Raw genomic sequence first — 22,375 nt, 5'->3', positions numbered from 1 at the left:
CACCGTCTGTGAACCCTTTGCTGCGCACCGATCGCCTCCTGCTCACCCCGTACGCGCCCACCGACGAGGAGGAGTTCGTCGCCCTCTTCCAGGACGTCCGGGTCTCCCGGTGGATGGGCGACGGGCCGTCCACGGAGGCGGAGGACCGGGCGCTCTTCGGCCGGATCTTCACCAGGGTCTACGCCGAGAACCGCTTCGAGGTCTGGGCGGTCAGGGCCGACGGCGAACTCGTGGGGCACGCCGAGATCAAGCCGACCGAGGCGTCCGGCGGCCACGAGATCATCTACGCACTGGCCCCCTCGGCCTGGGGCCGTGGCCTCGGTACGGAGCTGGCGCTCGCCCTCGTCTGGCACGGGTTCACCACCCTCGGGCTGGCGGAGGTGCACGCGACCGTGGCCGCCGAGAACGCCGCCTCGCTGGCGGTGCTGGGCCGGATCGGGTTCGAGCACGTCCGGGACATCCAGGAGGACGACGGCAGCACGACACGGCTGCTGACGTGCTCCCGGGCGGACGCACCCGCCGAACGCTCGGTGCAGGCGCAGGCGCAGCTCCGGTAGTGGCACGGACTCAGACCCGATAGCAGCGCAGGAGACCCCGTAGTGGCTCGGGCTCAGACCTGGTAGCGGCGCAAGGGACCCGACCCGGTAGCGGCACTGGCTCAGACCCGGAGGGGCGCGGGCTCAGACCCGGTAGCGGCGGCAGGGCACCCACTAGCGGCGCGAGCGGCTCAGACCTGGTAGACGTCCAGCCGGCCGCACATCCCGAACCGTCCCCGTACCACCGGCCGTCGCTCGTGCACCCGGGCCCCGGCCAGGTGGTCCCCCTCGCCGCGCCCCAGCGCGTCGAGCTGGTCGGCGGTCGCGGCGGCGGCCTGGGCGGCGCCCTGCTCCCAGCGGGTGCGCCACTCCTCGGTGCGGGGGCGGACGAGGGCGGCGGCGGCCCGGTGGAACGCGGCGAGGGGCTCCGGATCGCCCGCCTCCGCAGCCTCCCGCAGGGCGAGGAACCCCGCCACGGCGAGGTCCCGCCGGGCCCGGGCCGCCTGCTCCCGTTCCGCTTCCGTGCCGTCCGGGGGCAGGGCGGCGGCCGCGCCGTAGGTCTCCGGGTCCGTGAGGAGGTCGGGCGGCAGGGTGAGGACGGCGTCCCCGGCCTCGGGCAGCCCGCTGTTCTGCATGAGCACGACGATGCGGAGCCCGCCGTCGTTGACCAGCCGGTGGATCGTGCCCGGGGTGAACCAGACGAGGGTCCCGGGCGCCAGGGGCGTCTGCCGGAAGCCGGTGGTGGTGAGGGTCTGCACCGAGCCGGTGCCGCCGATGACGACGTACCCCTCGGAGCAGGTGAGGTGCAGATGCGGGGTGCCGCCGCGCAGGCCGTCGGCGGCGGGCCAGTCATAGACGGTCAGGTGCGAGACGGCGACGGCGCCGGGCAGTCCTTCGAAGGTCACCACGGGTGCTCCAGGGTCTCGGGGTCAACCAGGGTCCCGACGGGGCCCACCGCAGGGCCGCACGGGCTCCACAGCCCTAGCCCTACCTCTAGCCCCACCTCTAGCCGCGCAAGCGCTTTCTACGCCGCTGAACGCTAGGTCCGCCGCCCCAGGCGGTCAAGGGTGCCGCGTGCGGCAGGACGTCCGGGGCCGGTGACCGGGCGGGCCGGGCGCGTGCGCGAGCCACTGTCAGTGGTCGGGTGCAGACTGGCTCACATCCGGCACAACGGCGTTTCGGGAGGTCTCGACCATGACCGACGTACTGCTCACCGTGGGCACCCGCAAAGGTCTCTTCATCGGCCGCAGGCGCGAGGGGAACTGGAAGATCGAGGGGCCGCACTTCAACGCGCAGGCGATCTATTCGGTGGCCGTCGACACCCGTGGGGACACCCCCCGGCTGCTGGCGGGCGGCGACAGCGCGCACTGGGGGCCGTCCGTCTTCCACTCCGACGATCTGGGCGAGAGCTGGGTCGAGCCGCAGCGGCCCGCGGTGAAGTTCCCGGAGTTCACCGGGGCCTCGCTGGAGCGGGTCTGGCAGTTGCAGCCGGCCGGTCCCGAGGCACCGGACGTGGTCTACGCGGGCACCGAGCCGGCCGCGCTGTTCCGCTCCGAGGACCGGGGCGAGTCCTTCGAGCTGGTCCGCCCGCTCTGGGAGCATCCGACCCGGTCGAAGTGGGAGCCGGGCGGCGGCGGGGAGGGGCTGCACACCATCCTCACCGACCGCCGGGACCCCCGTGCGGTGACGATCGCGGTCTCGACGGCGGGCGTGTTCCGGACGAAGGACGGCGGGGCGAGCTGGGAGCCGGCGAACAAGGGCGTCTCCGCGGTCTTCCTGCCGGATCCGGACCCGGAGTTCGGCCAGTGCGTCCACAAGGTCACCCGGGACGCGGCCGACCCGGACCGGCTCTACCTCCAGAACCACTGGGGGGTGTTCCGCAGCGACGACGGGGGCGACAGCTGGAGCGGCATCGGCGCGGGCCTGCCCTCCGACTTCGGGTTCGCCGCCGTGGCGCATCCGCACCGGGGCGACACCGCGTACGTCTTCCCGATCAACGCCGACGCCGACCGGGTCCCGGCGGAGCACCGCTGCCGGGTGTTCCGCACGAGCGACGCGGGGCGCACCTGGGAGCCGCTGACGGTGGGCCTGCCGGGTGGCGCGCACTACGGCACGGTGCTGCGGGACGCGCTCTGCACGGACGACGCGGATCCGGCGGGGATCTATTTCGGCAATCGCAACGGGGAGTTGTACGCGAGCGCGGACGACGGCGACAGCTGGCAGCAGCTCGCCTCGCATCTGCCGGACGTGCTCTGCGTCCGGGCGGTGACCCTGGACTGAGACCGGGTGCGGGGCGGGGGCCTTCGGCCGACGGCAGTTGATCGGAGTGGTCGTATCACCAGTAGAGTGCGGCGCGTGGCAGCACGACCGTTGAAAGAAATCATTGAGCCGGGGTGGGCCGATGCTCTCGAACCCGTGGCCGAACGCATCGCCGCTATGGGCGACTTCCTCCGCGCGGAGATCTCCGCGGGCCGTACGTATCTGCCCTCCGGGGCCAACGTCCTGAGGGCGTTCCAGCAGCCGTTCGAGGAGGTGCGGGTCCTTGTCGTCGGGCAGGACCCCTACCCCACACCCGGGCACGCGATCGGGCTGAGCTTCGCCGTGGCCCCCGATGTCCGGCCGCTGCCGGGCAGCCTGGAGAACATCTTCCGGGAGCTGAACGCGGACCTCGGCCTGCCCCGCCCGTCCAACGGTGATCTGACGCCGTGGACCAAGCAGGGGGTGCTGCTGCTCAACAGGGCGCTGACCACCGCACCGAAGCGGCCCGCCGCCCATCGGGGCAAGGGCTGGGAGGAGGTGACCGAGCAGGCGATCAAGGCGCTGGTGGCCCGGGGCACCCCGCTGGTGTCGGTGCTGTGGGGGCGCGACGCCCGCAATCTCCGCCCGCAGCTGGGCAACTTCCCGGCGATCGAGTCCGCGCACCCTTCGCCCATGTCGGCCGACCGCGGGTTCTTCGGCTCGCGGCCGTTCAGCCGCGTCAACGAACTGCTGGAGCGCCAGGGGGCGCAGCCGGTCGACTGGCGTCTGCCGTGACGGACACCCGGCCCTCGGCGATCACCCCCGATGCGTATGTCCTGGGGGTGGACTCCGGTGGGTCGGGGCTGCGGGTGGCGCTCGGCCGGGCGGGCTCGGACGGGCCGCTGTCCACGGCCGTCTGCGCCGAGCCGGTGCGGACGGGGACCGGTGGGATCGATGCCGCCCATCTGCTGGACCAACTGCTGCCGGTGGCGGCGGAGTTGCTGGAACGGGCGGCGGCCGGCGGCGGCCGCCCGGGGAACGGCCCTGCCGGAAACGGGCCTACGGGATCCGGTCTTACGGCGGACGGCTCCGCGCAGGTCGCCGCGCTGGCGGTCGGGGCGGCCGGGATGGCCACCCTGGGCGGACGGTTGCGGGCGGAGCTGCCCGGGGCGCTCGCGGCGGCGCTGGGCGTCCGCCGGCTGGCGCTGGCGGCGGACGCGGTGACGGCGTACGCGGGGGCGGTGGGGCAGCGCCCCGGGGCTGTCGTGGCGGGCGGCACGGGCATGATCGCCCTCGGTACGGACCTTGTCGAGTGGCGGCGGGCCGACGGCTGGGGCCATCTTCTGGGTGACAACGGCAGCGGTGCGTGGATCGGGCGCGCGGGGCTCGAGGCGGCGATGCGGGCCCATGACGGCCGACGCGGCGGCTCCCCCGCCCTGCTGGACCGGCTGCGGTCGGTGTTCGGCCCCGCCGAGGAGCTGCCGGGGCTGCTCTACCCGCGCTCCGACCGCCCGGCGGTGCTCGCCTCGTTCGCCCCGGAGGTGGCGGCGTGCGCCGGAGCGGACGCGATCGCGGCGGACATTCTGCGGAGGGCGGGCGTCCATATCGCCGAGGCGGCGGCGGCCGTCTGCCCGAAGGAGGGCGCCGAGGCCGACGGCGGGTGCGAAGTGGCCCTGACCGGTGGGCTGTTCCGGATGGGCGAGCCCCTGATCGGACCCGTGCGCGAGGAGTTGGCACGGCTGGTTCCACAGGCCCGCCTGACCACCGGTACGGGCGATCCGCTGACCGGCGCACTCCGGATCGCACGCGCTCTGGCGGCGGACGACCTGCGCCTGCCGCACCACCCCACGATGCTGTCCGTGCAGAACACGCGGAACGGAAGCGCCCCTTCCGGGCGTGCGACGACGACGGTACGGAACGGAGAGCCCGGACCCGACGACGTACCGGCGCACGGGGCTCCGTAGGAGGCGGCCGCAGGGGACGGACAGGGCGACAGACACGGACACTTCACCGGTAGGCCACTCATCGGACATAAGCGGATAGTTGACGCTCGACCGGACCCTCCCCGAACAGAGGGGCAGCCAAAACCAGTAGCATGCGGCGCCATGAGCACCCCCACTGGGCCCGCTTCCGGCCTGCCTGTACGAATGCCGCGACCTCGCCAGTCCGGACGGCACCGCCGCCCGGAGCCGGTGGTCGCACCCGAGGGCGCTGCCGCGCTCGTTCTCGCCGTTCCCGGTACCCCCTCCTCGGCCACGCGCGCGCTGGCCGAAGAGGTGATCAGCATCGCCCGTTCCGAGCTGCCCGGCCTCAACGCCCGGATCGGCTACCTCGACGGTGACGACGCCGAGTACCCCACGCTTTCCTCCGTTCTCGCCCACACCGCCGCCGAGCGCGTCGCGCGGTACGAGCAGGCCGTCGCCGCCGGCCGTGAGGTCGCCGAGCCGACCGGTGCGGCCGCCGTCGTGGTCCCGCTGCTGGCGGGTCCGGACAGTGAGCTGATCCGGCGGATACGGCAGGCCGTGATGGACAGCGGTACGCAGGTGGAGCTGACCGACGTGCTCGGTCCCCACCCGCTGCTCGCCGAGGCCCTCCACGTACGGCTGTCGGAGGCCGGTCTCGCCCGTGCCGACCGGGCCCGGCTGTTCACCGTGGCCACCGCCGCCGACGGCATCGTGCTGGCCACGGTGGGCGGCGAGGAGGCCGTGCGGGCCGCCGGGATCACCGGCATGCTCCTTGCCGCCCGGCTCGCCGTGCCCGTGATGGCCGCAGCGCTGGACGTGGAGGGTTCGGTGGCCTCGATCGCTGAGCAGCTCCAGAACTCCGGTTCCGCGCAGCTCGCGCTGGCGCCGTACCTGGTGGGTCCGGAGGTGGACCCCGGTCTGCTGGACGCCGCCGCCAAGGAGGCGGGCTGCGCGACCGCCGAGCCGCTGGGCGCCTACCCGGCGATCGGCAAGCTCGTGCTCTCGCTGTACGCCACGGCGCTCGGCATCACGCCCGCGACGCCGCAGGGCGCCCAGGCTCACTGACCCGGGTCCACCGGCCCGGGCCCACGGAGGCGGCACGGACATACGGAAGCCGCGGTCCGGAACGGAGGAGGTCCTCCCGTTCCGGACCGCGGCTTCCGCGCGTTCACGGGTACGGCCCCGGAGTCGCCTTCGCGGGTACGGCCCCGGGACCGTCCTTCGCGAGTACAGCCCGGGCTCTGCTTTCGCGGGTACGGCCCCGGTCAGCCGAGGACGACGCAGGAGGCCGCCGGGACCTCCACGGAGCCCGCCTGCCGCGGGATGCCCGTCTCGGCGTCCACGGCGAACCAGCTGACGTTCCCGGAGCGCTCGTTGGCCGCGTACAGCCACTGGCCGCTCGGGTCGAGGGTGAGGTCGCGGGGCCAGTGGCCGCCGCAGCCGACGGTGGCCACCAGCGCTGCCTTCTCGCCGCTCTCGTCGAGGGTGAGCACGGAGATGCTGTCGTGGCCCCGGTTGGCGGTCCACAGGAAGCGCCCGTCCTGGGCGACGACCACCTCGGACGGATAGGTGAGCAGCGAGCCGTCCTCGAAGTGGGCGGAGGGGTCGGACTCGGGCAGCACCAGCACCTCCCCCAGCGGCTCCAGGCGGCCCGCCTCGGCGTCCCAGCGGCACACGGTGAGGGTCGGGACCAGTTCGTTGAGAACGTAGGCGTAGCGGCCCGAGGAGTGGAAGGCCAGGTGGCGGGGTCCGGTGCCCGGGCGCAGGGCGGTCTCGCCGTGCGGCTCGAGGGTCCCGGTGGCGGGGTCCAGGGCGCCGACCCGTACCGAGTCGGTGCCGAGGTCCACGCTCACCACCCAGCGGCCGGAGGGGTCGGCCAGCACCTGGTGGGCGTGCGGCCCCTCCTGGCGCTCGCTGTCGGGGCCGCTGCCCTCGTGCCGGACGACCGAGGAGACCGGGCCGAGGGAGCCGTCGGGGAGGACGGGCAGGACGGTGACGCTGCCGGAGCCGTAGTTGGCGGTGACCAGGTGGTCCGCGGCGAGGGCGAGGTGGGTGGGGCCGTCGGCGTCGACCGGGCGCACGGGGCCCAGGAGGGCCGGTACGTCGCCGCTGACGTCGAAGGCGGCCGCCGAGCCGGGGGCGCTCTCGCCGACCGCGTACAGGACCGTTCCACCTGGCGCGAGGGCGAGGAACGAGGGGTCGGTTACGGCGTCCGACGAGCCGAGCACGGTGAGCGCCCCGGTGTCCCGGTCGACCTCCGCGACGGTGACGCCGAGGCCGCCCGCCGAGGTGAACGACCCCATGAATGCCCGCCCGGTGCTGCTGCCGCCCATCGCACTACCCCACTTCACCGTCGCCGTGATCTCCAGGCCGACGGTAGCAGGCGGCCCATCTCAGGTCTGGACCAATCTCGCGGGACGGTGACACCGGGGCGGGACGGTGACGTGGGGTGCGCAGGGCCGACCGTCGGCCCTGCGGGTGCGGCCTCAGGCCGCGATCGGGGCCCGGGGTGAGCTGTGCAGCGGTGCGGCGAGGTCGCCCAGGGCGCGCTCCAGGCCGTGCAGATGGGCCAGGGCGGGGTGGTCCGGGGCGGCGGCGGGCTGCACGGCCGCGCGCTCGGCTCCCCGCGCCTGCCGGCTCTCCTGGCGCAGCAGTTCCTCCACCGCCTCCTCCACCCGGGAGCAGGCGGCCGAGAGCCGGGCGTCGTGCGAGGCGGCCGGGTCGGCGGCGATGGAGGCCAGCCCGCGCACCTCGCGTACGCAGTCGTCCAGCAGGGCCAGCACCTGGCGCGCCCGCGCCTTGCGGGCCTTCAGCGGGCTCAGGGGGTGCACCAGCGGGGCGAGCGAGAGCCGGACCCGGCCGAGGAGCACGTCGAGTTCCGCGACGCGGGGCGCCGGGTCGGCGCTCAGGGACCCGGCGAGGCGTTCGGCGGCCTCGGCCGTGCAGGCGTGGACGCACCGCAGGGCCTTCCGGATCCACGCGTCGGTGACGGCGTGGGTCGTGACGGGCAGGACCAGCAGCACGGCGAGGACGGCGCCGAGCGCGCCGACGGCCGTCTCTGCGACCCGCAGCCAGAGGAGGGAGGCATCCAGGACTCCCAGGACCCCGTAGAGCACGCCGACCATGACGGTGACGAAGAACATCATCCAGCTGTATGAGACGGCGGCCGTGTAGAAGATCCCGAAGACGCAGACCGCGACGATGGCGGCGGTCGGCGCCCCGGCGCCCTCCAGCGGGATGGCGACGAAGAATCCGGCCGCGATACCGATCACGGTGCCCAGCACCCGCCGGAAGCCGCGTACGAGGGTCTCGCCGCGCGAGGTGGTGTTGACGAACACCCACCAGGTGGCACCGACGGCCCAGTACCAGCGCTGGTCGGAGAGGACCTGCCCCAGGCCCAGCGCGAAGGCGCCGCCCAGGGTGGCCTGCACCGCCTGCCGGGTGGTGATACGGGCCAGCCCCCGGCCCTCCGGGGGTGCGGGCACGGCCACGGCGGGCAGCCGCCGCTCGTAGCACCACAGACCGAAGCGGACGGCGGCGGAGGCGGCCAGGGAGAGCAGGACGGCGGCGTACAGCTCGGGCAGCTGCCCCGGCACCGTGTGCAGGAACTGGGCGGCGAAGAAGGTCATGAACGCGAAGATGCCCAGCGCGTGGCCGCGCGGGCCCCAGCGTCGGGCGTAGACGCCCGCGCCCATGACCGCGAGGAAGACCAGGTCGCGGGCGAGGGGCTGGTCGTGCAGCAGGGCGGCGACGGCGAGGACGGGGAGCCCGGCGGCGGGGAGCAGCGCGGTCGTGACGACCTGCTGCCGCACGGTGGCGTCGGTGACCGTGAAGAGGGCGAGCAGCGCCGCGAGACCGCCGGTGATGGCCGCGACGAGCGAGTGCCCGACCAGCCCGCACAGCGCGACCGCGAGCCCGACCCCGATGACGGCGCGGCTCGCGAACCGCAGCCGCACCCGCCCCGGGTCCGGCGCGACGAAGACCCTCTTCAGCACTCTGCTCCCCTTCCGCGTCCCCGGTGGCCCGTGCCCCGGGTGATCCGCGCGCTCGGCATGAAAAAGGCGCCGCGGAAGTCCGCAGCGCCATCGACACCAGTATCAGAGCATCCTGGGGGCCCTTGGATCAAACGAGGGCGAAAAGGGTGAGCCAATGGCCCAGTCTCGGCCGCAGGCCGTCGGCCGGGAGGATGCCAACGGACCAGCGGGGAGAGGAGGCAGGCCCCAGGGTCGGGCCTCGCACGGCAGGCGGCAGTTTGACGACAGGCCCTAGCGGACCGCGCCCATGACGAGGAAGGCGGAGACGGCGACGGGAACAGCGAGCGCCAGGGCCTCGGCCGTCCGGAGCGTCCGGCGGAGCAGCCGCGTGAGCGCCACCAGGGCGAGCATTCCCCATGCCGCGTTGATGAGCAGGAGGACCGGGCGGAGGTTCTCCTCGGCCAGGCCACCGGCGACCGAGCCGGCCAGCGCGGCGAGGACCGTCACCCCCGTGGCTGCCCATCCCAGCGGGAGAAGGCCGCGCTCTCCTGCCGGCGGTGGTGTACCGCGTTTCCGTGCCGTCTGGTCACGGATCCCGGCGACGGCCATCAGGACCGCGCTCAGGGCGGGCAGCAGTACGGGGACGAACGTGGGCATCTGGGCTGGACCCTCACTTCTCACCGGCCGCGCCCGGACGTTCCCCCGTCCCGGCGCACGGCTCCACCGGCTCGGCAGCATAGCCGTACGCGTTCGACGGTCGAACGATCGAGCGGCCGGACAGTCGCGCCCACCGGCCTTCGAGTGGGCCATCGGTACAGTCGGAGCCGTATCGTCCGGACCGGAAGGAGGCCGACGGACCATGGCCGTGGACGCGCTCGACACCCGGATCCTGCGCCTGCTCATCGAGCAGCCGCGCACCAGCGTGCGGGAGTACGCCCGCATCCTCGGGGTGGCCCGGGGCACGCTGCAGGCCCGGCTGGACCGGCTGGAGCGGGACGGGGTCATCACCGGTACCGGGCCGACCCTCTCCCCCGCCGCCCTCGGCCATCCCGTCCTCGCCTTCGTCCACCTGGAGGTCACCCAGGGGCACCTGGTGGAGGTCGGGGACGCGCTGGCGGCCGTTCCCGAGATCATCGAGGCCTTCTCGACCACCGGCGGCGGGGATCTGCTGACGCGGGTCGTGGCCCGGGACAACGGGCACCTGGAGGACGTCATCCAGCGGCTGATCCAGCTGCCGGGCGTTGTCCGGACCCGGACGGACGTGGCGCTGCGCGAGCGGGTGGCGCACCGGGTCCTGCCGCTGGTCGAATCCGTGGGACGGGCGGCGGGCGGCCAGAGCTGAGGCAGCCGTCGCGGGGCCGACCACCGCTGGTCACGGCCCGATCCACCCCTTGCGGCATGCTGGGGCCATGACGTCACGCCCCGGACCCCAGGTGATCTTCGACCTCGACGGAACGCTGGTGGACAGCGAGCCGAACTATTACGAGGCCGGGCGGCGGCTGCTCGCCCGGTACGGGGTGACCGGCTTCGGCTGGGAGGACCACACCCGGTTCATCGGGATCGGCACCCGTCAAACGCTGGAGACCCTGCGTTCCGAGTACGGGATCGACGCCCCGGTGGACGAACTGCTCGCCGGGAAGAACGCGCTCTATCTGGAGCTGGCCGGGGCCTCCACCGAGGTGTTCGGGCAGATGCGGGTCTTCGTGGAGCGGCTGCACGCCGCCAGGGTGCCGATGGCGGTCGCCTCCGGCTCCTCCCGGGCCGCGATCGGGGCGGTGCTCGCGGTCACGGGGCTCGACGCGTACATCCCGCTGTACGTCTCCGCCGAGGAGGTCGCGCACGGGAAGCCGGAGCCCGACGTGTTCCTGGAGGCGGCCCGGCGGCTGGGGGCGGAGCCGGGCGACTGCGTGGTACTGGAGGACGCGCCGCCGGGGGCCGCCGCCGCGCGTGCGGCGGGGATGCGGTGCATCGCCGTCCCGTATGTGCCCGCGACCGCCTCCGACCCGGCGTTCGCGACCGCGGATCTGCTGTTCGCCCAGGGGCAGTCGGCCTTCACGGCGGAGGCCGCGTACGGCTGGCTGCTGGGCGGGGCGGAGGAGGCGGGCCGACCCGCCGGACCGGGCGCGCGGACCTGAACGTGCCGGGGCGTCAGCAGTCGTCCGGCGCGGGGCCGTCGGGACATCGGCGGCCCCGCGGACCGATATCCTGATCATGTCGTTCACTCCGCCGTGCAGGGCCCCTCGGGGGCAGGTCGCCGCGCGGTGGGCCGGCAGTCGGAGCGGGCCACGATTCGAGTTAGGTGAACAGGTGCTGGTAGCTGGTCGGTACCGGTTGATATCCCCCATCGGCCGGGGCGGCATGGGCGAGGTCTGGCGCGCGGCGGACGAGGTGCTGGGCCGTGCCGTGGCCGTGAAGCTGCTGCTGGGGGACCAGGCCGACGCGTCGGCGACCGCCCGGTTCCGGCTGGAGGCCCAGACCGCCGCCCGGCTGAGCCACCCTCACCTGGTGGCCGTCTTCGACTTCGGGGCCTGGGAGGACCGGTTCTTCCTGGTGATGGAGCTGGTCGAGGGGCAGAGCCTCGGTGATCTGCTGGCCGCCCAGGAGCGGGTCCACCCCGAGCAGGTCGCGCGGATCGCGGGCGAGGCGGCGGCCGGGCTCGCCGCCGCGCACCGGCAGGGCATCGTCCACCGGGACATCAAGCCGGGCAACCTGATGCTGGACGCGGACGGTTCGGTGAAGATCGGTGACTTCGGGATCGCCCAGTTCGTCGACGACCCCTCGACCGCGCTGACGACGGCCGGTCACATCGTGGGCACCAGCCTCTACCTGGCGCCCGAACGGGCCCTGGGCCGTACGGCGGACTCCGCGTCCGACATGTACTCCCTGGGCTGTGTCATCTACCAACTGCTGCTCGGAAAGCCGCCGTTCACGTCCGACACCGCGACTGCCACGCTGTATCAGCACGTCGACACCCCGCCGGTCCCGCTGCGGCAGCGCGGGGTGGACATCTCGGCCGCCTTCGACGCGTATCTGCTCGGTCTGCTGGCCAAGAAGCCCGAGGAGCGGCCCACCGCGCAGCAGGTCTCCGACTGGTTCCGTACCGACGCGTGGCGCGGCCGCGCGGAGCCCCTTCCGGCGCCGAAGCCCGCCTCCCGCCGGGCCCCCTCCCCCACCCGTTCCGCCGCCCCGGCCCCCGTGTCCCCGGCGGCCGCGCCGCCCGCCCCCGTGGGCCCCTCGACCTACCGGCTGCCGCAGCCCACGGGGCGCAGGCGCAGCGCCGCGTCCCGGTCGGCCCCGGCCCGCCGCCGCTCCACGCGGGAGGCGATCCGGCGGCGGCCGAGGGTGGCGAGCGCCATCGCGGGTACGGCGACGTTCCTGGCGGCGGTCTATCTGGGGATGATCCTGTTCTCGCCGGACTCCAGCTCCGCCGACACCCCCGCCCCCACTCCCTCCGGCCCGGCCTCCCAGGGCGTCCAGGACGGACAGGGCGGCCAGGACAGCGGGGACAACCAGGACGGCGGCCAGCAGCCGCAGCAGGACCACGGGCAGCCGGACTCCCACGAGCAGGAGGACGACGAGCGGGACGACTGAGTCCCGCCCGCCCTCCTCGGGAGCCCCGGCCGCCGCCCCGGGTCACCAGCGGTCATGGACCTCCGGGCGGATCGACCGGTCGTACAGCTCCCGTACGGCGTCCAGCGTGGACTGCGTCAGCGGCGGCAGGGCGGCGGCCGCCGCGTTGGCGCGGGCCTGTTCCACCGAGCGGGCGCCGGGGATCACGCTGGTGACGCCGGGCTGCTGGATGATCCAGCGCAGCGCGGTCTGCGCGGGGGTGGCGCCCTCGGGGGCCAGTGCGGCGAACTCGGCCGCGGCGGCGACGCCGGTCGCGTAGTCGATGCCGGAGAACGTCTCGCCCCGGTCGAACGCCTCGCCGTGGCGGTTGTACGTACGGTGGTCGTCGGGGCCGAAGACCGTGTCCTTCGTGTACTTCCCGGAGAGCAGCCCGGAGGCGAGCGGGACGCGGGCGATGATGCCGACGCCCGCCGCGACGGCCGCCGGAAGGACCTCGTCCAGGGGCTTGAGGCGGAACGGGTTGAGGATGATCTGCACGCTCGCGACGCCGGGGCGGGCGATGGCGGTCAGCGCCTCGGCGCAGGTCTCCACGCTCACCGCGTAGGCGGCGATCCGCTGCTCGTCGACGAGCGTGTCCAGGGCGTCGTAGACGGCGTCGGAGGAGTAGACGCTGCTGGGCGGGCAGTGCAGTTGTACGAGGTCGAGCGTGTCGACGCCGAGGTTGGCGCGGGAACGGTCGTTCCAGGTACGGAAGTTGTCCAGGACGTAGCTCTCCGGCACCTGGTCGGCGCGGCGGCCCATCTTGGTGGCGACGAGGACGTCCGCGTCCGGGCGGTTCTTGAGGTAGCGGCCGATGAGCTGTTCGCTGCGCCCGTCCCCGTACACGTCCGCGGTGTCGAAGAAGGTGACGCCGGAGTCGACGGCCGCGTCCAGGACGTCGAAGGCGTCGCTCTCCCCGACCTCTCCCCAGTCACCGCCGAGCTGCCAGGTGCCCTGTCCGACGACCGAGACGTCACGGCCGGTCCTGCCGAGTGTGCGCTGTTCCATGAGGATCATGCTATTCCGCTTCCTCTGCCGGGGGCTTCTGCCCGGGAATGGGTGGGCGGCGACAGGAGCACCTCTGCCGCCGTCCACCGTTCAGGGCCGCCCGGGACGGGTGTCGGTCGGACGGGCGGGCGTCAGTCGTTCGTCGTCACGCGGACGTAGTCGATGACGAGTTGCGACGGGAAGGGGGTGGAACCGTCGGGGTCGCCGGGCCAGAAGCCGCCGACCGCGAGGTTGAGGATGAGGAAGAAGGGCTTGTTGAACACCCACTCCTTGCCGCCCAGGTCGGCGGGGGTGCGCCGCTGGAAGACGTTGCCGTCGACGGACCAGGTGATGGAGTCGGGCGCCCAGTCGACGGCGAAGGTGTGGAAGTCGTCGGCGAACGCGGCACCGTCGGGCAGGGTGTACCCGGCACCGATGCCCTCGGCACCCGAGTAGCCGGGGCCGTGCAGGGTGCCGTGGACGGTGCCGGGTTCGAAGCCGACGTTCTCCATGATGTCGATCTCGCCGCTCTGCGGCCAGCCGACGTTGCCGAAGTCGTCGCCCAGCATCCAGAACGCGGGCCACATGCCCTGGCCGCGCGGGACCTTGATGCGGGCCTCGACGTGCCCGTAGGCCGCGGAGAACTTGCCCGCCGTGTTGAGCCGGGCCGAGGTGTACTCGCAGGTGCCGTACCAGCACTGGTAGTTGCCGGGGTTCTCCTTGCGGGCGGTGATCACCAGGTTGCCCTGGCCGTCGAGGGCGGCGTTGCTGTTGCCCCCGGTGTAGTACTGCCGCTCGTGGTTGTTGACGTTGTCGCCGGTCTCCAGCTGCCACTTGGAGCCGTCGACCGCCGAGCCGGCCGGGCCGTCGAAATCGTCGGCGAAGACCACGGCCGCCGGGCCGGGAGCCGGAGCGGGGACGGGCGCGGCGGAGGCGCCGCCGGGCAGGGTGGCGAGGAGGGCGGAGCAGCAGAGCAGGGAGGCCGCGTAGAGCGCGGTGCGGCGGCGCCGGGAGTGCGTGCGGGCAGGGTGGTGCGGACGGTGCACGGTCATCACATCGCTCCGTGGGGGGAGTGGGGGGACGTGTGGGAGAGGGACGTGGGGGCGTGGGGGAAACGAACAGAAAGTCATGCGCATGACAGCTTGACGCCGAGAGGTGAACGATTGGGGCGAACACCTCGGGCGCATATTTCACTTCTTGATTTAAGGGAGTGCCACAGGAACCGTCAATAACCTGGTCCGGACCGGAAAGCGAACGGACCATGTCATGGGCATATGCGCCTGAAGGCGGGCGGGCCCGCCGTGCGCTTCCCTCCGGGCGGCGGCAGAGTGGAGATACCGGCCCGGTCGCACGGCTGAGCTGCACCGGACAGCCCGGCGGGACCGACGGTGCGGGCGGAGGGAGCACGGCATGCGGAACGACGGCGTACCCGGGCCCCGGCCCGACGGCGCACCGCGCCCCTGTTTCGTCGTGCAGATCCATGACGCGCGGCGCATGCACTTCGACTTCCGCCTGGAGGTCGACGGCGTACTCAAGTCCTGGGCGGTACCCCGCGGCCCGTCGGAGAACCCGAGCGACCGGCGGCTCGCCGTGGAGACGGAGGACCACCCGCTGGAGTACCGCGAGTTCGAGGGGGTCATCCCCCAGGGCGAGTCGGGCAGCGGCACGATGATCGTCTGGGACCAGGGCACCTACGAGCCGCTCGGCCACGACCAGCAGGGCGGGGCCGTCCCCTTCGCGGAGTCGCTGGCCCTCGGCCATGCCACGTTCTGGCTCCACGGCTCCAAGCTGCACGGCGAGTTCGCGCTCACCCGCTTCCGGGTGGGCGACGAGCCGGAGAGCGGCGGCCGGGAGGCGTGGCTGCTGATCAAGGCCGCCGACCGGCTCGCCGTACGGGGCAGGCCCGGCTCACCGGACCCGTACCACGCCCGCTCCGCCCGTACGGGACGCACCCTGCACCAGGTCGCCCTGGCGGCGGCACGGGGCGACGGGGACTGAGCAGGGGGTACGACGGGGCGAGGCCTGGTTCCGCCGCGGCCCCTCCTGGCCGATGATGATGTTGCCCGGGGTCGGCACCCCGGCACAGCATCGGCCGTCCGTGGGAGGGGTTGTGATGCGGGAGTTGTCACCGGAACCGGAACCGGAACCGGCAGCAGAACCGGCAGCGGCGGGCGGGCACGCGGGTGAGCCGGTCGGGAGAGCGGGTGAGGACGCCCAGGTCATCGTGGTGGGGGCGGGCCCGGCCGGCTCGTCGGCCGCGTACCACCTGGCGCGCGCGGGCGTGGACGTGATCCTGCTGGAGAAGGCCCGCTTCCCCCGCGAGAAGGTGTGCGGCGACGGCCTCACCCCGCGCGCGGTGCACCGGCTCATCCGGATGGGCGTCGACATCTCCGCGCCGGGCTGGGTCCGTTCGCGCGGGATGCGCTGGGTGGCCGGGGAGCACCGGGTGCACATCGACTGGCCCGCGCTCGGCCGCTACCCGGACTTCGGGCTCTCCCGCAGCCGCCACGACTTCGACGACATCCTGGCGCGCCACGCGGTGGCGGCCGGGGCCCGGCTCTTCAGCGGCTGGAAGGCGGAGGCACCGCTGACGGACCGGGCGGGCCGGGTCACCGGGGTCACCGCCCGGTCGGACTCACCGGACGTCCCAGGATCGCCGGACGCCCCGGGCTCACCGGACGCCCCCGGCCCGTCAGGTCCCCGCACGCAGATCGGAACCGGCGCGAAAACCCCTGCCCGTACGCCCGTCGACTTCCGCGCCCCGGTCGTCATCGCCGCCGACGGGGCCTCCGCCCGGCTCGCCCTGGCGCTGGGTCTCGAACGGGACCCCCGGCGGCAGATCGCCACCGCGGCCCGCCGCTACTACCGGAGCCCGGAACGCTCCCAGGAGGAGTATCTGGAGCTCTGGGCCGATCTGCGCTTCCCCGACCACGGCCCCTACCTCCCCGGTTACGGCTGGATCTTCCCGATGGCCGACGGACGGGTCAACGTCGGGCTCGGCGCGCTCCCCCACCGCCGGCACGGCAAGGCGGACCTGCGGGCCACCCTCGATCAGTGGCTGGCCCGGACCCCCGAGGAGTGGGGGCTGCGCGAGGAGAACGCGCAGGGCCCGGTCCGCAGCGCCGCCCTGCCCCTCGGCTTCAACCGCCACCCGCTGTACGCCCGCGGGCTCCTGCTGGTCGGGGACTCCGGCGGCATGGTCAGCCCCTGGAACGGCGAGGGCATCGCCCAGGCCCTGGAGGCCGGTGAGGTCGCCGCCGAGACCGCCGCGCTCGCCCTGGCCCACCCGGAGGGCCCGCGCCGCGAACAGGTGCTGCGCGGCTACCCGGTGGAGATGCACCACCGCTGGGGCCGCCACTACCGCCTGGGCAACGCGGCCGCCGACGTCATCTTCAGCCGCTCGGGGTTCCAGCCGGTGCTCAACCGGTACGTCATGAACTCCCCGTTCCTCCTCAACACCCTGGCCCGCCTCCTCACCGACCTCACGGACAAGCCCTCGCGCGATGTGATCGACCACGTCCTCAACACCGCGTTCCGCGTCGTCCCCGCCCCGAAGCCCGGGCGCGCGCCCGCCCGCCGGCTCCGGCCCGGGCTCGGGAGAGCGGTTCGGTGACGTCCTCCCGTCCGCGATCCGCATCGGGGCGGGTCACCCTCCGGACGACGCCACCGTGCGGCTGCCGCCCGGGGGCCGACCGGGCAGCGGGTCCGGGGGCCCGGTCCCCGGTGAAGCGTCGGCCAGGGCCCGTTCGAGGTCGTCCAGGGCGCGGCGGGCCGCCGCCACGCGGGCGCGGAGCAGGACGGGATCGCCGGTGTACGGGGGCTGCGCCCCGGCGGCCGGGGACTCCGCGGGCCGGGCAGCGTCCTCGTCCTCGTCCGCCTCCATGGAGCGGGCCTCGTCCAGGGAGGTGATCACGACCCCGATCAACACGTTCACCAGGACGAACGAGGCGAGCAGGACGTACGAGGCGTAGTAGAGGATGCTCCACCGGGAGATCTCCAGGCCCGCGCGCACGGCGTCACCGAGACCGTCCAGGGTCATCAGCAGGAAGAGGGTCAGGACCGCACGGCCGAGCGAGCCGAAGTGTTCCGGATCCTCGGCCGAGAAGCAGATCCAGCCGACCATGGCGTACAGGTAGAGCAGCAGGCCCCCGACGAGCAGGAAGCTGGCGGTGCCCGGCAGGCTCCGGCCGACGGCGACCAGGATGATCCGCAGCTGCGGCAGGAAGCGGGCGGCGCGCAGGACGCGGGCGAGGCGCAGCAGCCGGAGCACGGTGCCGTTCTCGCGGATGACCGGCAGGAACGCGGAGAGGACCACGACGAGGTCGAAGAGGTTCCACGGGTCGCGGAAGAAGTCCTTCGGGCGGTCGGCGTGGGCTCCGGCGCGCAGCAGGATCTCCACGGTGAACGCGGCGAGGAAGGCGTACTCCGTGGTGCGTAAGCCCTGTTGCCAGCAGTCGCTGAGGCCGCTGTAGGTCTCGATGCCGAGGACCGCCGCGTTGGCGAGGATGAGGGCGAAGACGAGGACGGCGAACCAGCGGGCCTCGGTGATCTCCCGGCAGCGTCCGGCCACCGCCTGCCGGCGGCGCGGCGTCCGCGCCGTACGGTCCGTCATCGTGCTTCCCCGGTCGTCCGAGGCCCGCCGAACACGGCTGGCCTGAAAGGCGGTTGTACGGGGAGCCTGATCACAGAACCCGTGAGCGGATACTCTACAGGCCTGTAGATTCAGCTAGGTTCGGTTCAGGTTCGACTCTGCCGGTCCGTCAGGGGCCGGACGGCCTCCGGGCCGGTTCCTCCCCAGAGAAAGCGGCAATCATGTTCGGGATCGGCGAACTCACCATCCTTCTCCTGGTGATCGTGGCGGTGCTGGCCGTGAAGAGGCTGCCCGACCTCGTGCGGTCGGCCGGAAAGGCCGCGCGCATCCTCAAGAGCGAGAAGCAGGCGCTCAAGGAGGAGGACGGCGGCCCCTCCCAGCCGTCCCCCCGCGTGATCCGCGGGGAGACGACCGAGCGGGACACCACCGCCTGACCCGATCCCGCCCTAGGCGGTCGTCGGGGGGTGGAGCAGCCGGGCGAGGAGATCGTCCAGGCTGACCAGCCCGGAGAGCCGGCCCTCCCCGTCCCGTACGACGGCGAGCGTCGCGTGCCGCTCGCGGAGCCGCTCCACGGCGTGGGCGGCCGTCTCGTCCGGCGCCAGTTCCGGCACGGGCCGGGCCAGGGCGCGTGCGGTGACGCTCCGGCCGCCGGCGCGCGCCACCAGGGCGTCGCGGGCGTGCACCGTTCCGAGGACGCGCTCCCCGTCCCGTACGAGCAGGCGGGTGCGGTCGGCGGACGTGGCGACGGCCAGGATCCGGTCGAGATCCGCGCCCGCCGGTACGGTCACGATCCGCTCGGCGGGAATCTGGAATTCGGCCACCGGGGTCTGCGGCTCGGTCAGCGACCGGGTCACCAGCCCCGAGTCGCCCTTGCTGATCAGCCCGAGGCGCTCGGACTCCTCGATCAGGTGGGTGAGCTGGTCGCGGTTGTGGACCGAGGTCAGCTCGTCGCGCGGGGTCACCCGGCAGAGCCGTACCAGGGCGTTGCTGACCGTGTTCAGGACCCGGATCAGCGGGCGTACGACCTTGACCACGGCGCGGAACGCCGGGCTCAGGAGCATCGCGGAGCGCTCCGGATGGGCGATGGCCCAGGACTTGGGCGCCATCTCACCGACCACCATGTGCAGGAACACCACGATGATCATGGCGAGCGCGAAGGCGATGCCGTAGCTGAGCGCGGTCGGCAGTCCGAGCCGCTGCAGGAGCGGGTCCAGTTCGTGCGAGATGGCGGGCTTGGAGAGGGAACCGAGGCCCAGGGTGCAGACGGTGATACCGAGCTGGGCACCGGCGAGCATCAGGGACAGCTCGCGCATCCCGGCGAGGGCCGCCTTGGCGCCGCGCTGACCGGCCAGGGCGGCCTGTTCCATGCGGTGGCGCTTGGAGGCGACCAGGGCGAATTCGGCGGCGACGAAGAAGCCGCTGCCGATGAGCAGCAGGACGGTGACGAAGAGCGCCATGGGGAAGCTCATGCCTGCGGCTCCTGTTCGCCGTGTTCCGTGCGCTGCGTCTGTTCCGCGCGCTGCGCCTGCTCTGCGGGCTGTGCCTGGTCCGCCTGGTGTGCCTGCTGGGCGGGTTCCGTGTGCTCGATACGGACGTATTCGGCCACATGCCGGTCGAGCGTGCGGACCTCGATCCGTACGTCCGCGACGGTGAGGCGGTCCCCGACGGTGGGGAAGCGGCCGAGCCGGTCGATGATCAGCCCGGCGAGGGTGTCGTAGTCGCCCTCCTCGGGCAGCACGATGCCGGTGGCCTCCTCGATCTCGTCCAGGCGGCTCCCCGCGTCCACGATCCAGCCGGAGCCGTCCGCGACCGCGAGTTCGGCGACCGTGTCGGACTCGTCGGAGATCTCTCCGACCAGCTCCTCCGCGATGTCCTCGTACGTGACGATGCCCGCGAGACCGCCGTGCTCGTCCAGGACGACGGCGAACTCGTCGTCCCGCTCCCGCATCTCCGCGACCGCCGCCGGGAGCTTCATGATCTCGGGCAGCAGCAGCGGGCGGCGGGCCAGCTCCCCGGCCGTGGTGCGGCCGAGGTCGGCGGCGGGCAGCCCCATCAGCTCCCGTACGCCCAGCACGCCCGCGGGGTCGTCGGGGTGGTCACCGAGCACCGGGTAGTTCGAGTGGCCGTGCCGGGCGATCAGCTCGACGGCCTCCAGGGCCATGGCGTCCCGGCGTACGAAGGTGACGTCGGCGCGCACCACCATGACCTCGCCCAGGTTGCGTTCGGAGAAGTCCAGCGCGTGGTCGACGAGTTCGGCCGTCGCGGCGGGCAGCTCGCCCTGCTCGTGGGACTCACCGATCAGATGGCCCAGCTCCTCCAGGGTGGCGCCGTGGTGCAGCTCCTCCACGGGTTCGATGCCGATGCGGCGCAGCAGCCGGTTGGCCGCGCTGTCGAAGATGTGGATGACGGGGCCGACGATCCGCAGATAGATCAGGGTGGAGGTGGCCAGGGACTTCGCCAGCCGCTCGGGCACGGCGAGGGCGAGGTTCTTGGGCGCGAGTTCGCCCAGGACCATCTGGATGACCGTCGCCAGGACGAAGGAGAGGGTCACGGAGACGGCCGAGACCGCTCCGGCGGGCAGGCCGATGCCCTCGAGCACCGGGCGCAGCAGGGCGGAGACGGACGGCTCCGCGAGGAAGCCGACGATCAGACCGGTGACGGTGATGCCGAGCTGGGCGCCCGAGAGCATGAACGAGAGCCGCTCCAGGACCTTCACCGCGCGGGCGGCCCGCTTGTCACCGGCCGCGGCCTCCCGGGAGAGGGTCAGCCGGTCGGCGGACACATAGGCGAACTCCTGGGCCACGAAATAGCCCGTCCCCGCGGTCAGGACGAACACCGCCAGGAGGCCGAGCAGGGCGGCGATCACCGCTCACCCGCCAGGTCGTTGCGGCCCTGAGGGCCTGGGGAGCCCTGGGGGCTCCGGGGGTCGAGGGACCTTCGAGGTCCCTGATACGCATACTCCGAAGGCCCCGAAGGGCCCGGACTGGCAGACAACGTGTCGCTCCTCATAGCCGGGCTCACGAACTTTACAGGCCCGTAGATGTCAAGGCCGCACACCCCACATGGCTCGATTCCGGCGCCCCCCGGAGCCCCCGGGAACTCCCCCGCCGCTCCGCGCAGTTCTGCTGGCGGTCCCGTCCGGGACCGGCCGCCGTGACGGCGGAGGAACGAGTTCTCAGGAGGCAGCAGTGGCCCAGATCGACCTGGACAAGGTGCTCGACAAGGCTTACGCGGACAAGGACCTGGCCACGATTCTCGCGGCGCCGGTCTCGGCGCTGAAGGGTGTCTCGGACCGCGACGGCGAGCTGCTCCAGGAAGCGTTCAACGTCAAGACGGTGGCAGATCTGGCCAACTTGAAGTACGCCCGCTGGGCCCAGGCCCTCGCCGCGCTGGACGTCTGACCGGCCCGACCCGACGGCGTCGGCCCGCCGGAGCGATCCGGCGGGCCGTTCGGGATGGTCGGAGCGGGTGGAGGCAGTGAACCGGCGCGGCCGGGGGCCTCGTACCGGCGCCGGGGGGCGCCCGTGCGAGGAGGTCACAGCGGCGTCGTCGCCGCCTCCAGTACGAGATAGAGGGCGACGGCCGCGTTGAGCGCCGAGAGCGCGGAGACGGTCGTCCCCGCTGCGGCGACGAACGCGGCGGCACCGGCCGGTGTCAGCGCGGGCGGCCAGCCGCGGTCCGGCGGGACCGGGCCCAGCAGCGCGGCCACCCGTCGGGGCACCGGCCCCGCGGCCGCGAAGCCCGCCACGGCGGCGGCCCGGGGGTCGGGGCGGGAGATGAGCGCCGCCTTGCCGACCGCCCGGGCCGTCAGCCTGCGGTCGCCGGTGGCCCGGGCCGCCTCCTCGTCCGCCCACCGCTCGGTGGAGTAGACGAGGGCCGCCTGGAGGGGCCGCAGCAGCGGGTTGACGCATCCGGCGAGCCGGGTCGCGAGCAGCAGCCGGTGGTGGCGGCCCGCCAGGTGGGCCCGCTCGTGGGCGAGCAGCGCCCGGCGCTCGGCCGGGTCCAGGGCGGCGAGCATGCCGGTGGAGACCATGACCCGGCCGGGCGAGCCGGGCAGCGCGTAGGCGTACGGCACGTCGTCGGGGAGGACGGCGAGGTCGCCGCCGCCCGGCAGCCCGGCGAGCGCGCGGTGGGCGCGGGCGCGGAAGCGGTAGTGGCGGTGGAGGGTGAACCCGCAGGCCATGGTGACGGCGACGAGCGCCAGGATGGACGCCTTCCCGGCGAAGGCGTCGTGCGGGACGGCCTCGCGGACCTCGTCGTCGGACCAGCCGTCGGGCAGCGGGTTGCCGGGCAGCTGCGCGGTGCCGACCACCACCAGCAGCCCGAGGCAGACCAGGCTGCAGGAGGCGAGGATCACGGCGACGGTGGTCAGCAGGCGTGCGGCTCTCCGTGGGTGCAGGTGCTGCTCGGCCAGGCGCGCGATCGGCAGCGCGGTGAGTGGCAGGACCAGGGGCAGATACACGAAGACGCCCATCG

Annotated in this window: 22 protein-coding genes; 12 read left to right on the top strand and 10 right to left on the bottom strand. The window is 73.5% G+C overall.

The window, feature by feature from the left end:
* The first annotated feature begins 8 nt into the window (after positions 1-8).
* A complete protein-coding gene (locus DJ476_RS31905) occupies positions 9-557 on the top strand; it encodes a GNAT family N-acetyltransferase (RefSeq protein WP_103421824.1) in 549 nt (182 codons plus the stop codon).
* Between the two features lie 170 nt (positions 558-727).
* Here DJ476_RS31905 and DJ476_RS31900 read toward each other — a convergent pair whose 3' ends face one another.
* Positions 728-1,444 (bottom strand): cupin domain-containing protein, encoded by a 717-nt coding sequence (locus tag DJ476_RS31900; RefSeq protein WP_103421823.1) that lies wholly within the window; start codon positions 1,442-1,444, stop codon positions 728-730.
* Positions 1,445-1,730: 286 nt separating this feature from the next.
* On the opposite strand from DJ476_RS31900, the gene DJ476_RS31895 reads away from it, so the two are divergent.
* The 4 genes from DJ476_RS31895 (at position 1,731) to DJ476_RS31880 (ending at position 5,803) form a co-directional block, all read left to right on the top strand.
* Complete coding sequence (locus tag DJ476_RS31895) at positions 1,731-2,816, top strand: WD40/YVTN/BNR-like repeat-containing protein (RefSeq protein ID WP_112492140.1); 1,086 nt, start codon at positions 1,731-1,733, stop codon at positions 2,814-2,816.
* A 75-nt stretch (positions 2,817-2,891) separates the two neighbouring features.
* Positions 2,892-3,569 (top strand): uracil-DNA glycosylase, encoded by a 678-nt coding sequence (locus tag DJ476_RS31890; protein ID WP_112492680.1) that lies wholly within the window; start codon positions 2,892-2,894, stop codon positions 3,567-3,569.
* Positions 3,566-4,738, top strand: coding sequence for an N-acetylglucosamine kinase (locus DJ476_RS31885; protein WP_103419503.1), 1,173 nt, complete (start codon positions 3,566-3,568; stop codon positions 4,736-4,738). Before DJ476_RS31890 ends, DJ476_RS31885 begins: the two co-directional genes overlap by 4 nt.
* Positions 4,739-4,879: 141 nt before the next feature.
* Entirely contained in the window at positions 4,880-5,803 is a 924-nt protein-coding gene (locus DJ476_RS31880; RefSeq protein WP_103419502.1) for a sirohydrochlorin chelatase, read from the top strand.
* A gap of 200 nt (positions 5,804-6,003) precedes the next feature.
* Here DJ476_RS31880 and DJ476_RS31875 read toward each other — a convergent pair whose 3' ends face one another.
* The 3 genes from DJ476_RS31875 to DJ476_RS31865 form a co-directional block, all read right to left on the bottom strand.
* Positions 6,004-7,071 carry a lactonase family protein gene (locus tag DJ476_RS31875; RefSeq protein WP_112492139.1) on the bottom strand — a complete coding sequence of 356 codons (1,068 nt, stop codon included), beginning with the start codon at positions 7,069-7,071 and terminating at the stop codon, positions 6,004-6,006.
* A gap of 153 nt (positions 7,072-7,224) precedes the next feature.
* Positions 7,225-8,733, bottom strand: coding sequence for an FUSC family protein (locus DJ476_RS31870; RefSeq protein ID WP_112492138.1), 1,509 nt, complete (start codon positions 8,731-8,733; stop codon positions 7,225-7,227).
* Between the two features lie 270 nt (positions 8,734-9,003).
* Positions 9,004-9,369 carry a hypothetical protein gene (locus DJ476_RS31865; protein ID WP_112492137.1) on the bottom strand — a complete coding sequence of 122 codons (366 nt, stop codon included), beginning with the start codon at positions 9,367-9,369 and terminating at the stop codon, positions 9,004-9,006.
* A gap of 202 nt (positions 9,370-9,571) precedes the next feature.
* Here DJ476_RS31865 and DJ476_RS31860 point away from each other — a divergent pair, with 202 nt between their 5' ends.
* The 3 genes from DJ476_RS31860 to DJ476_RS31850 all read left to right on the top strand — a co-directional run bounded on the left by DJ476_RS31860 (position 9,572) and on the right by DJ476_RS31850 (position 12,303).
* Entirely contained in the window at positions 9,572-10,054 is a 483-nt protein-coding gene (locus DJ476_RS31860) for an Lrp/AsnC family transcriptional regulator (protein WP_103419498.1), read from the top strand.
* A gap of 67 nt (positions 10,055-10,121) precedes the next feature.
* Positions 10,122-10,847, top strand: coding sequence for an HAD family hydrolase (locus DJ476_RS31855; RefSeq protein ID WP_112492136.1), 726 nt, complete (start codon positions 10,122-10,124; stop codon positions 10,845-10,847).
* Positions 10,848-11,070: 223 nt separating this feature from the next.
* Positions 11,071-12,303 (top strand): serine/threonine-protein kinase, encoded by a 1,233-nt coding sequence (locus tag DJ476_RS31850; RefSeq protein WP_241565664.1) that lies wholly within the window; start codon positions 11,071-11,073, stop codon positions 12,301-12,303.
* A 42-nt stretch (positions 12,304-12,345) separates the two neighbouring features.
* Here the strand turns inward: DJ476_RS31850 and DJ476_RS31845 are convergent, their stop codons facing one another.
* Both DJ476_RS31845 and DJ476_RS31840 read right to left on the bottom strand, forming a co-directional pair.
* Positions 12,346-13,338: an aldo/keto reductase gene (locus DJ476_RS31845; RefSeq protein WP_112492135.1), complete on the bottom strand. Its 993-nt coding sequence runs from the start codon at positions 13,336-13,338 to the stop codon at positions 12,346-12,348.
* Between the two features lie 122 nt (positions 13,339-13,460).
* Positions 13,461-14,360, bottom strand: a complete 900-nt coding sequence (locus DJ476_RS31840) for a glycoside hydrolase family 16 protein (protein WP_112492134.1) — start codon at positions 14,358-14,360, stop codon at positions 13,461-13,463.
* Positions 14,361-14,718: 358 nt separating this feature from the next.
* Here DJ476_RS31840 and DJ476_RS31835 point away from each other — a divergent pair, with 358 nt between their 5' ends.
* Together DJ476_RS31835 and DJ476_RS31830 are read left to right on the top strand one after the other, a co-directional pair.
* Positions 14,719-15,306 (top strand): DNA polymerase ligase N-terminal domain-containing protein, encoded by a 588-nt coding sequence (locus DJ476_RS31835; protein ID WP_112492133.1) that lies wholly within the window; start codon positions 14,719-14,721, stop codon positions 15,304-15,306.
* 115 nt (positions 15,307-15,421) lie between these two features.
* Positions 15,422-16,921: an FAD-dependent oxidoreductase gene (locus DJ476_RS31830; RefSeq protein WP_318294829.1), complete on the top strand. Its 1,500-nt coding sequence runs from the start codon at positions 15,422-15,424 to the stop codon at positions 16,919-16,921.
* A 33-nt stretch (positions 16,922-16,954) separates the two neighbouring features.
* Here the strand turns inward: DJ476_RS31830 and DJ476_RS31825 are convergent, their stop codons facing one another.
* Positions 16,955-17,920: an ion transporter gene (locus tag DJ476_RS31825; RefSeq protein ID WP_112492131.1), complete on the bottom strand. Its 966-nt coding sequence runs from the start codon at positions 17,918-17,920 to the stop codon at positions 16,955-16,957.
* Between the two features lie 200 nt (positions 17,921-18,120).
* Between DJ476_RS31825 and DJ476_RS31820 the strand changes: the two genes are divergently transcribed.
* Positions 18,121-18,333 (top strand): twin-arginine translocase TatA/TatE family subunit, encoded by a 213-nt coding sequence (locus DJ476_RS31820; protein WP_103419491.1) that lies wholly within the window; start codon positions 18,121-18,123, stop codon positions 18,331-18,333.
* Positions 18,334-18,345: 12 nt separating this feature from the next.
* On the opposite strand, the gene DJ476_RS31815 is transcribed toward DJ476_RS31820, so the two are convergent.
* Together DJ476_RS31815 and DJ476_RS31810 are read right to left on the bottom strand one after the other, a co-directional pair.
* The gene (locus DJ476_RS31815) at positions 18,346-19,368 is read right to left on the bottom strand and encodes a hemolysin family protein (protein ID WP_112492130.1); all 1,023 of its coding nucleotides are present in this window, start codon (positions 19,366-19,368) and stop codon (positions 18,346-18,348) included.
* Positions 19,365-20,765, bottom strand: coding sequence for a hemolysin family protein (locus DJ476_RS31810; protein ID WP_103419489.1), 1,401 nt, complete (start codon positions 20,763-20,765; stop codon positions 19,365-19,367). The genes DJ476_RS31815 and DJ476_RS31810 overlap by 4 nt, the downstream gene beginning before the upstream one ends.
* Positions 20,766-21,087: 322 nt before the next feature.
* Here DJ476_RS31810 and DJ476_RS31805 point away from each other — a divergent pair, with 322 nt between their 5' ends.
* Positions 21,088-21,300 (top strand): hypothetical protein, encoded by a 213-nt coding sequence (locus DJ476_RS31805; protein WP_018492432.1) that lies wholly within the window; start codon positions 21,088-21,090, stop codon positions 21,298-21,300.
* A 134-nt stretch (positions 21,301-21,434) separates the two neighbouring features.
* Here DJ476_RS31805 and DJ476_RS31800 read toward each other — a convergent pair whose 3' ends face one another.
* A complete protein-coding gene (locus DJ476_RS31800) occupies positions 21,435-22,373 on the bottom strand; it encodes a M56 family metallopeptidase (RefSeq protein WP_103419488.1) in 939 nt (312 codons plus the stop codon).
* Positions 22,374-22,375 lie beyond the last annotated feature (2 nt).

This window comes from Streptomyces bacillaris (assembly GCF_003268675.1).
GTDB classification, from domain to species: domain Bacteria; phylum Actinomycetota; class Actinomycetes; order Streptomycetales; family Streptomycetaceae; genus Streptomyces; species Streptomyces bacillaris.
The sequence above is the reverse complement of the archived record's forward strand: the minus strand, read 5'-3'. Positions and strand labels throughout refer to the sequence as shown.

Coding starts and splice junctions, on each gene's coding strand:
- DJ476_RS31825 (WP_112492131.1), bottom strand. CDS start 17,920: ATGACGGACCGTACGGCGCGGACGCCGCGCCGCCGGCAGGCGGTGGCC.
- DJ476_RS31820 (WP_103419491.1), top strand. CDS start 18,121: ATGTTCGGGATCGGCGAACTCACCATCCTTCTCCTGGTGATCGTGGCG.
- DJ476_RS31835 (WP_112492133.1), top strand. CDS start 14,719: ATGCGGAACGACGGCGTACCCGGGCCCCGGCCCGACGGCGCACCGCGC.
- DJ476_RS31880 (WP_103419502.1), top strand. CDS start 4,880: ATGAGCACCCCCACTGGGCCCGCTTCCGGCCTGCCTGTACGAATGCCG.
- DJ476_RS31845 (WP_112492135.1), bottom strand. CDS start 13,338: ATGATCCTCATGGAACAGCGCACACTCGGCAGGACCGGCCGTGACGTC.
- DJ476_RS31860 (WP_103419498.1), top strand. CDS start 9,572: ATGGCCGTGGACGCGCTCGACACCCGGATCCTGCGCCTGCTCATCGAG.
- DJ476_RS31875 (WP_112492139.1), bottom strand. CDS start 7,071: ATGGGCGGCAGCAGCACCGGGCGGGCATTCATGGGGTCGTTCACCTCG.
- DJ476_RS31815 (WP_112492130.1), bottom strand. CDS start 19,368: ATGAGCTTCCCCATGGCGCTCTTCGTCACCGTCCTGCTGCTCATCGGC.
- DJ476_RS31840 (WP_112492134.1), bottom strand. CDS start 14,360: ATGACCGTGCACCGTCCGCACCACCCTGCCCGCACGCACTCCCGGCGC.
- DJ476_RS31855 (WP_112492136.1), top strand. CDS start 10,122: ATGACGTCACGCCCCGGACCCCAGGTGATCTTCGACCTCGACGGAACG.
- DJ476_RS31850 (WP_241565664.1), top strand. CDS start 11,071: ATGGGCGAGGTCTGGCGCGCGGCGGACGAGGTGCTGGGCCGTGCCGTG.
- DJ476_RS31830 (WP_318294829.1), top strand. CDS start 15,422: ATGCGGGAGTTGTCACCGGAACCGGAACCGGAACCGGCAGCAGAACCG.
- DJ476_RS31895 (WP_112492140.1), top strand. CDS start 1,731: ATGACCGACGTACTGCTCACCGTGGGCACCCGCAAAGGTCTCTTCATC.
- DJ476_RS31800 (WP_103419488.1), bottom strand. CDS start 22,373: ATGGGCGTCTTCGTGTATCTGCCCCTGGTCCTGCCACTCACCGCGCTG.
- DJ476_RS31865 (WP_112492137.1), bottom strand. CDS start 9,369: ATGCCCACGTTCGTCCCCGTACTGCTGCCCGCCCTGAGCGCGGTCCTG.